The 7,604-nt window shown below is 59.4% G+C and carries 7 protein-coding genes; 4 read left to right on the top strand and 3 right to left on the bottom strand.

Annotation, left to right across the window (positions count from 1 at the left end):
- A partial coding sequence (locus tag ACF8AM_RS02980; protein WP_392554206.1) for a HEAT repeat domain-containing protein occupies positions 1 to 1,942 on the top strand: 1,942 nt, incomplete at its 5' end.
- 221 nt (positions 1,943 to 2,163) lie between these two features.
- A complete protein-coding gene (locus ACF8AM_RS02975) occupies positions 2,164 to 2,586 on the top strand; it encodes a VOC family protein (protein ID WP_392554205.1) in 423 nt (140 codons plus the stop codon).
- Positions 2,587 to 2,610: 24 nt separating this feature from the next.
- Here the strand turns inward: ACF8AM_RS02975 and ACF8AM_RS02970 are convergent, their stop codons facing one another.
- Entirely contained in the window at positions 2,611 to 3,117 is a 507-nt protein-coding gene (locus tag ACF8AM_RS02970) for a hypothetical protein (RefSeq protein ID WP_392554204.1), read from the bottom strand.
- Positions 3,118 to 3,972: 855 nt separating this feature from the next.
- Positions 3,973 to 4,788 (bottom strand): 4'-phosphopantetheinyl transferase family protein, encoded by an 816-nt coding sequence (locus ACF8AM_RS02965; RefSeq protein WP_392554203.1) that lies wholly within the window; start codon positions 4,786 to 4,788, stop codon positions 3,973 to 3,975.
- Between the two features lie 118 nt (positions 4,789 to 4,906).
- Here ACF8AM_RS02965 and ACF8AM_RS02960 point away from each other — a divergent pair, with 118 nt between their 5' ends.
- Positions 4,907 to 5,302 (top strand): hypothetical protein, encoded by a 396-nt coding sequence (locus ACF8AM_RS02960; RefSeq protein WP_392554202.1) that lies wholly within the window; start codon positions 4,907 to 4,909, stop codon positions 5,300 to 5,302.
- 730 nt (positions 5,303 to 6,032) lie between these two features.
- Here the strand turns inward: ACF8AM_RS02960 and ACF8AM_RS02955 are convergent.
- Positions 6,033 to 7,019 (bottom strand): hypothetical protein, encoded by a 987-nt coding sequence (locus ACF8AM_RS02955; RefSeq protein ID WP_392554201.1) that lies wholly within the window; start codon positions 7,017 to 7,019, stop codon positions 6,033 to 6,035.
- A gap of 403 nt (positions 7,020 to 7,422) precedes the next feature.
- Here ACF8AM_RS02955 and ACF8AM_RS02950 point away from each other — a divergent pair, with 403 nt between their 5' ends.
- Positions 7,423 to 7,593 (top strand): hypothetical protein, encoded by a 171-nt coding sequence (locus ACF8AM_RS02950; RefSeq protein WP_392554200.1) that lies wholly within the window; start codon positions 7,423 to 7,425, stop codon positions 7,591 to 7,593.
- Positions 7,594 to 7,604 lie beyond the last annotated feature (11 nt).

Below are 7,604 nucleotides of genomic sequence, written 5' to 3'. Positions count from 1 at the left end.
CATCGATCGCCGAGTGCGATTGAACGCGCAGTGGGAACTCGCCCTTCGCGGAGAACTCAAACCACTGATCGATATCGCCTCCGCCACCGACCTCAACGCTCGCTTCCGCCTGCACGGCATCTGGGGATGTGAACACGCTGTTCGCTTGGACACGGCCAAACGCAACGACGTCTTGATCGCCAACCGAAAATGGCTGGCCGATTCCGATCCCATCCTCCGTGCCGCCGCCTGTGCGTTGGCCGGAGACCAAAACGATTCCGAGTCGATCGACAAGGTCACCGAGCTACTGAACGACGAATCCCCTCGCGTCAAATACTTTGCCGCCATCTCGCTCTCCGAACTGCTGACCGCTTCCGCAAACGCCGCCGCACCCAACCAGCAAGCTTTCGCGAGTGTATTGCAGATCCTCACCAACAACGACAACGTCGACCCCGCTTTGCGACACGCTTGCACGCTGTTCCTGCGACGGGTCGCCACAGAAGACATGCTGGCGGGACTGGCGACTGACAACAGCGTCCCAGTTCGCCGCGCCGCCATCGCTGCGCTGCGTGGGCAAGGCAGCGAAAAAGTCACCGCGTTTCTGTCCGACGCCAACTCCTTGGTGCTCGCCGAAGCCGCGATGGCAATCCACGACCAACCGATCCCAGCGGCCACCAATGAATTGGCCCAGTTGATTTCCGTCGCCGACCTGCCGCTCACTTCCGACGCCTTGTTGCGACGAGTGCTGGCCGCCAACTACCGCATCGGCACCCCCGACGCCGCGGCCGCCCTGGCATCCTTTGCCGCGTCCGGTGAAAAACCGACTTGGGCTCGCATCGAAGCCATCGACATGCTCGCCAATTGGGCCAAACCGGACCCGCGCGACCGCGTCACCAACGAATACCGACCCTTGGAATTCCGCCCCGAAATCGTCGCACGCGAAGCCCTCGCGAAACACATCGAAGTCCTGATGATCACCGATCAAACGGTTCGCGAAAAAGCGATCGACGTCGGTTCCAAATTGGGCATCAAGAAAATCGCCCCGCAACTGATCGCCCGCACCAAAGACGCGCAATCACGGCCAGCGTCCCGAGCGTCGGCGCTCACCGCCCTCGCCCGACTCGAACCTTCGCAAGCCGTCCAGATCGCGCGAGCCATTGACCTGGAACAACCCACGTCGTTGGTCACCGCCGCCCTGTCCGTGCTCGGCGAACACGACGGCCCCGACTCAGTCGATCGCTTCATCGCCGCCACGGCCACCGAAAGCCAACTGGTCCGCGGACTCGCCTGGGACCTGCTCGCTGAAATCGAATCCCCCGAAGCCGTTGAGCACATCATCAAAGGCGTCAACGCTTACCTCGAAAACGACCTGCCCGCCGACGTCCAACTGAACCTCGTCGAAGCCGCCGCGAAACGATTGCCAGCGGACTGGAACGCCAAGATCGCGGCTCATCGTCAAAAGCTCGCCGAGACCGAACCGCTGGCCAAATGGATGGACTCGCTCCACGGTGGTGACCCTGACAAAGGCGCCGCGTTGTTCTTCGGCAAAACCGAACTCTCGTGCGTGCGTTGCCACAAAGTCGACCGAACGGGTGGCGAAGTCGGACCGGAGTTGACCTCCGTCGGCAAGATCCGCGACCGACGCACACTGCTGGAAGCGATCGCACTGCCCGACGCCAAGATCGCAGAAGGTTTCGAAACTGCGATCATCGCCGACGAAGACGGGCAAGTCTTCACGGGCATCGTCGCCAAAGAAACCGACGACGTGATTGAGCTGATCGCTGCCGATGGATCGCGAACGCGAATTGAGAAGGACTACATCATCGCTCGCAAAAAAGGCAAGTCATCCATGCCAGCCGGATTGACCGAGCAGATGACCGCTCGCGAACTGCGTGACTTGGTCGCGTACTTGGCCAGCCTTCAAGTTGATCCACCGTCCGGCGGAGAAGGCGGCCACGAGTGAACCTTCCCCCGCGAGGTGCGACAAAAGAGTGGTAAAGCGTTTCTCATCATCCTCCCCTTGGGAGGGTCGTGCGAATGAAGGGGAGAGTGGTAAAGCCTTACTCATCACCCTCCCCTTGGGAGGGTCGAGCGAAGCGAGGGGAGGGCCGAGCATTGAATCCCGCGCGGAACGCCCCCTGACGTTCCATCGACGCGTCACAGATCTTGAAAGCCAAAGCCACCATGAGCGTCGTCACCACACTGTCCTTCGGCGGCCGCACCGAAGAAGCCGTCGAGCACTACCGATCCGCACTCGACGCGCAAGTCTTGATGCTGATGCGGTTCCGTGAATGCCCCGACCCATCGACGATTCCATCGGGATGGGAAGACAAGATATTTCACGCCACCATTCGCATCGGGTCCACCGAGTTGATGGCCAGCGACATGGGCGGCGAAGATCCCAATTTTGAATTGGCGTTCACCGGGTTCGCCTTCGCCGTCCGTGATGATTCCGTCGCAGACGCCAAACGTCACTTCGCCGCCCTGAGCCAGCATGGCCGCGTCCTCCTGCCACTCGCCCCCACCTTCTTCGCCACACGCTACGGCATCGTCATCGACCGCTTTGGCGTGTCCTGGAAAATCACCGTCCCCGGCGACACGGATTGACGCTGCTTGCGATCGATCCGCCCTTCATTGCTCCCGCCCGAGCGAATCGCTTCGCAGTTTTTTGGTCGGTCGACAGACAATGTGCAACAACACCGCGATGCCAACGATCACGGCATGGAACAACGCCAACGATGACAGACGAAAACTCCCCAACTGGATCGAATGATTCAGGTAACCGTATCCCAGCATCGAGAACATGGTCGAAAACAAAACCGTGATCAAGAGAAATGGCAACAACAGTCGGTAGGGCGTGAGCCGTACGCAGACACGCTGGGGAACCATCATGGCCAGCACCAACGCCACACCAATTCCCACGACCACCGGCAGGGTAAACTCTTCAAGCACGAGCTGAACGCCGGAAGGCAAGGTGGCTTGGGTATCGGTAAGCAAGACCATCAACAAGTAAACCGGACCGATCATCGCGACACCGACACCAATCATCAGAGCGACCAAGTAGGTCGCTGAAGTGCGTATGACCTCCACCTCATAGCGATCTTCGATCACTGACTTCGTTTCATACGGATTCGTCATGGCATCCCCTCGCGTTCGTTCACATGATCGGTCCCTTTCAACATAACGAACAACATCGCCCTTGGAGGCCTCAAGCACGCTACCAAACACCAACCCGACATCGAGCACCGCTCACGCGATGACGAGAACGATCACCGCTTCACTGAGCACGAGCACGAGCACGACGGGCACCATGCGCGTCAAAACGGTGCTCGTACTCGGAATCGAAACCAGCCCAGACGTCCGCGCAATCAAACAACCGCGGAGCGGTGACAGTTGCCAGCCTCGGGTTTCAACCCGAGGTCGCGAGCGATCCTCCTCTCGCACCAAAAGCCGCGGAGCGGCGACAGACGCAGACGCGAAGGGGACGGTGCTCGTACTCGTAATCGAAACCAGCCCAGACGTCCGCGCAATCGAACTACCGCGGAGCGGTGACATTCGTCAGCCTCGGGTTTCAACCCGAGGTCTTGGACGATCCTCCTCTCGCTCGAAAAGCCGCGGAGCGGCGACAGGTGGGGAGCGATGAAAGGGGAAGAATTGAAAAACTCAAATTGACAATTGTAAATTGCAAAATCCCACCGACGACGAGCCATCAGCCCTCGCCAGCAATCCTCGCCCCGGATGGGGCCGACTTCCGTAGCTCGGGGCGGAAGCCCCGACACCGATCACGAAAGACAAACCCGCCGCCCCGGATGGGGCCGTCGTAATGATTCAACACAGCCCCCCGCTCACGCGATGACGAGAACGATCACCGCTTCGCTGAGCACGAGCACGAGCACGAGCACGAGCACGAGCACGAGCACGAGCACGAGCACGAGCACGAAGAGCTAGAAGCTAGAAGCTAGAAGCTAGAAGCTAGAAGCTAGTCGCTAGACGCTAGACAACGTCTTGCATTCGTTTGCGGAAATCGGAGAGCTCGATTTTTGGCACGATGTTGCTGGTCTTGGTTCCTAGGGCGACGGCGGCGATGTAGCCTGGGCGAGGCATGACGTTGCGGATCTGCCAGTGGCGGCCTTGCGCGAGGGATTGGTCTTTGAGGGTCAGTCGCGGGGCGTTCGAGGCGGCGTTCTCGAACGCGAATTGGTCGAGCGGGGTGTTCAGGCCGGTGCCAATGGCTTTGATGAACGCTTCTTTGAGCGTCCAAATCTTGAGGAACAAGGCTTGTTTTGCGTCACTGTTTTTGACCCGGTCGAGTTGCTCGATCTCTTCGGGGGCAAAGTAGCGTTGGGCCAAACCGGGGTCGGTTTTTCGGTCGAGGCCTTCGATGTCGACGCCCAGCCATTCGTCGGCGGCTTCGGGGCCGATCCCGCAGATCACCAGCCCTTTGGTGTGGGCGATGTTGAACGGCCGACGCAGTTGTTCGGGCGTCTCAATGATCGGTTTGCCGTGATCCAAGTGCCGGAACTGGATCTGATGCGGGGCGGTTTGAGTGTCTGCGATCAAGAACCGGGCCATGCCGCGTCCAATCACGTGCTGGTGCCGCGCCGAGGCGACTCGGAATTTGGCGGCGGATTGGTGCTCCTCTTGTGGCAGCCATCGCATGCAAAACGTCTCGATTTTGCCGGGTGTGTCGGCAGCGGCCGACGCGTACCAAAGCTGGATCGGGGATTGCCGGGGAGCAGACGGAGTCGCCTCCGCAGCTGACACAGGGGAATCGGTCGTGTGGATTGGGTTGGGGGGCGTTTTCGTCATGGCTGCCATGATCGACAAAACTAGGTCCACCCGTCAATCACGCTGGCGAGGATCGCGAAATGGATTGTTGGGCGGAATTGATTGTTGGGTGGAGTCGTCCACGCTCGATGAAACGAACATGATTCCTTGCCATCCACTGCCGGTCCGCTTGTTCGCTGAAAACGCGCTGGATTCGATCTCGTTCGACCGGGGGACGATGTGGTTGGTCGCGGGATTTTTGATGTTGGGGTGGGCGCTGGCTCGGATGACGATTTCGCGGCGGAAAAAGGCCATCCAGCAACGCGGCGAATCACGCGAGACGCAGCGGCGGTTGGATTCGGCGACCAAGACGGCGCTGCCGCTGAGCGACGCGCCGCAGGAAACCCAACGCTGGCAAGTCGCGATGTTTGATTTGCAACGCGAATTGATGGGAGATTTGGACACCCGGGTCGCGGTGGTGCAAAGTTTGATTCGACAGGCTGATCAACGCATCGCGATGCTGCAGGAATTGGAACGCCGCCAGCAGGCTCAGTGAGCGGGACGTGCGGTTGGTGTCTTGGAATCGCGTCGGGGGTGCCGCGCGGGGCTCGCTGACATGTTTTGAAGTTGCGCTTTTGCGTGAGGCATTGGTTTTTTCATAACCCGACGCGTTAGCGAGGCGACGTCAACATCGTTTTTCCCTCGCTGACGCTTCGGGTTGCGAGAAAAACGCAACTTCAAAACTGGCATGTCGGGTTACCGTTTTGACTCGCATGGTGCCCGTCGTGCTCGTGCTCGTGCTCGTGCTCGTGCTCGTGCTCGTGCTCGTGCTCGTGCTCGTGCTCAGCGAAGCGGTGATCGTTCTCGTCATCGCGTGAGCGGGGGGCTGTGTTGAACCATTACGACGGCCCCATCCGGGGCGGCGGGTTTGTCTTTCGTGATCGGTCTCGGGGCTTCCGCCCCGAGCTACGGAAGTCGGCCCCGTCCGGGGCGAGGATTGCTGGCGAGGGCTGATGGCTCGTCGTCGGTGGGATTTTGCAATTTACAATTGTCAATTTGAGTTTTTCAATTCGGCGTCCACCTCGCGTCTGCACCTGTCGCCGCTCCGCGGCTTTTTGAGCGAGAGGAGGATCGTCCAAGACCTCGGGTTGAAACCCGAGGCTGACGAATGTCACCGCTCCGCGGTTGTTCGATTGCGCGGACGTCTGGGCTGGTTTCGATTACGAGTACGAGCACCGTCGTTGACGCGACTGAGCACGAGCACGAGTGCACTCGTCATTCCTTGATCATTGGCGAGGGGAGCGTTTGGATTGGCGGCGAGCGAAGAGGCCGATCATGAGAACGAAAGCGAGTCCCGAGGATGTTGGTTCGGGGACAGCGGTTGCTGAGGCGTTGACGTAGCCGATGTCTTGGAGGATGCCGATTTCAATATCAGAATAGGTTCGGCGCAAGACGTTGGGGGCGATGCTGTACTGCATCACACTGTTGGCGCTGACGATATGCGACATGCTGGAACCATCGTTGAATGTTGCCGGCGAATAGATCTCAACGAGTGAGCCTCCGTTGGCGGCGACCGCATTGGTGCCATCGAATACCACGGAGTTCGATGTCAGGTCGCTTGCGTCACCGATGAATTCTCCCGAGGCGTTGAACAGTTCGGTTCCGTCGTCCAAACGCAGGTATTGGTCGAAGTTGGAGTATGTGTTGTCGGTCGCTGGGGACGGACCGATTGGGCTGGTTCCATCCGCGTTGGTCAGGCTGGCGAATCCAATTGCGTGGGTGTTCTCGTGCAGTGAGACGCTGAAGAGGTCGAACTCGCCCGTCGCAGGCGCGGCAAGCGATTCGTTCCAAGAGTACCCAAAGTCGAACCGGGCACTTCCGTGGGATCCGGAAATGGTGTTGCCTGGCGAGACGTTCAAAATGTTCTGCTGCACCAGTCCTTGTTGGAAGCCACCGCCGAAGAAATACGATGAGCCGGCGGATGCCAAGGCACCAGTGCCGCTGGTCAATGACTGACGGATGGTGAGATTCACGGATCCGTTTTCATTGAGTACGTCCGAGACGTAGTCGAGTGCGGCTTCGAAGACGCTTCGCCGGGCTGCTCCACTGGCAACATCGTCGAAGCCATTACCGGTGTTGTTGTCGATGTCTTCGTAGGTGAGGTTCCAAGTGATCGCGGCATCGGATGTTTGTGACGCCAGGCAAAAGCAGATGCATGCGATGGCAGCGAGGCATCGCAGAGCCCTTGTGTTTGGGCGGCGAATTGGACGCATTGGAGAGACCTCATGTTGCGAAAAGTTCGAGCGTAAGAACCTGTGATCTGGTGCCCATGGTGATCACGGTTTGCCGAAACTAGCCACGCCGATTAGCCCATGCAACGGATTGCGAAGGACGAACTGTATTCCTTTTGGGGGCATTTCCCAGGCGAGGGGGCTGCGGGTGCGGCGATCTACTTAGAGAGCGATCCACTCCACCGTTCATCTTCGCGAAACAGATCGAGGCTTTTCCATTTGAGGGGGAGTGAAATGCATCTGAAAAATTTGTCTCGGTCGTGAATGACACGTGTTGTTTTGTTCTGCGGACTTCGCAGCTTGTCGCGCGAGTCGGGGAACATCGAGCCAATCGAAGGCGGATGATTGCGCGGATGTTTGGGGCGCGAGTACGAGTTTTGTGCTCGTGCTCGTGCTCGTGCTCGTGCTCGTGCTCGTGCTCGTGCTCGTGCTCGTGCTCGTGCTCGTGCTCGTGCTCGTGCTCGTCACCGTCACCGTCACCGTCACCGCGTGCGCGGGGGGCTGTGTTGAACCATTACGACGGCCCCATCCGGGGCGGCCGGTTGGTTTTTCTTGATCGGTCTCGGG

This window comes from Rhodopirellula sp. JB055 (genome assembly GCF_043100905.1).
GTDB lineage: Bacteria > Planctomycetota > Planctomycetia > Pirellulales > Pirellulaceae > Rhodopirellula.
This window is presented reverse-complemented; position numbering and strand designations above follow the sequence as displayed.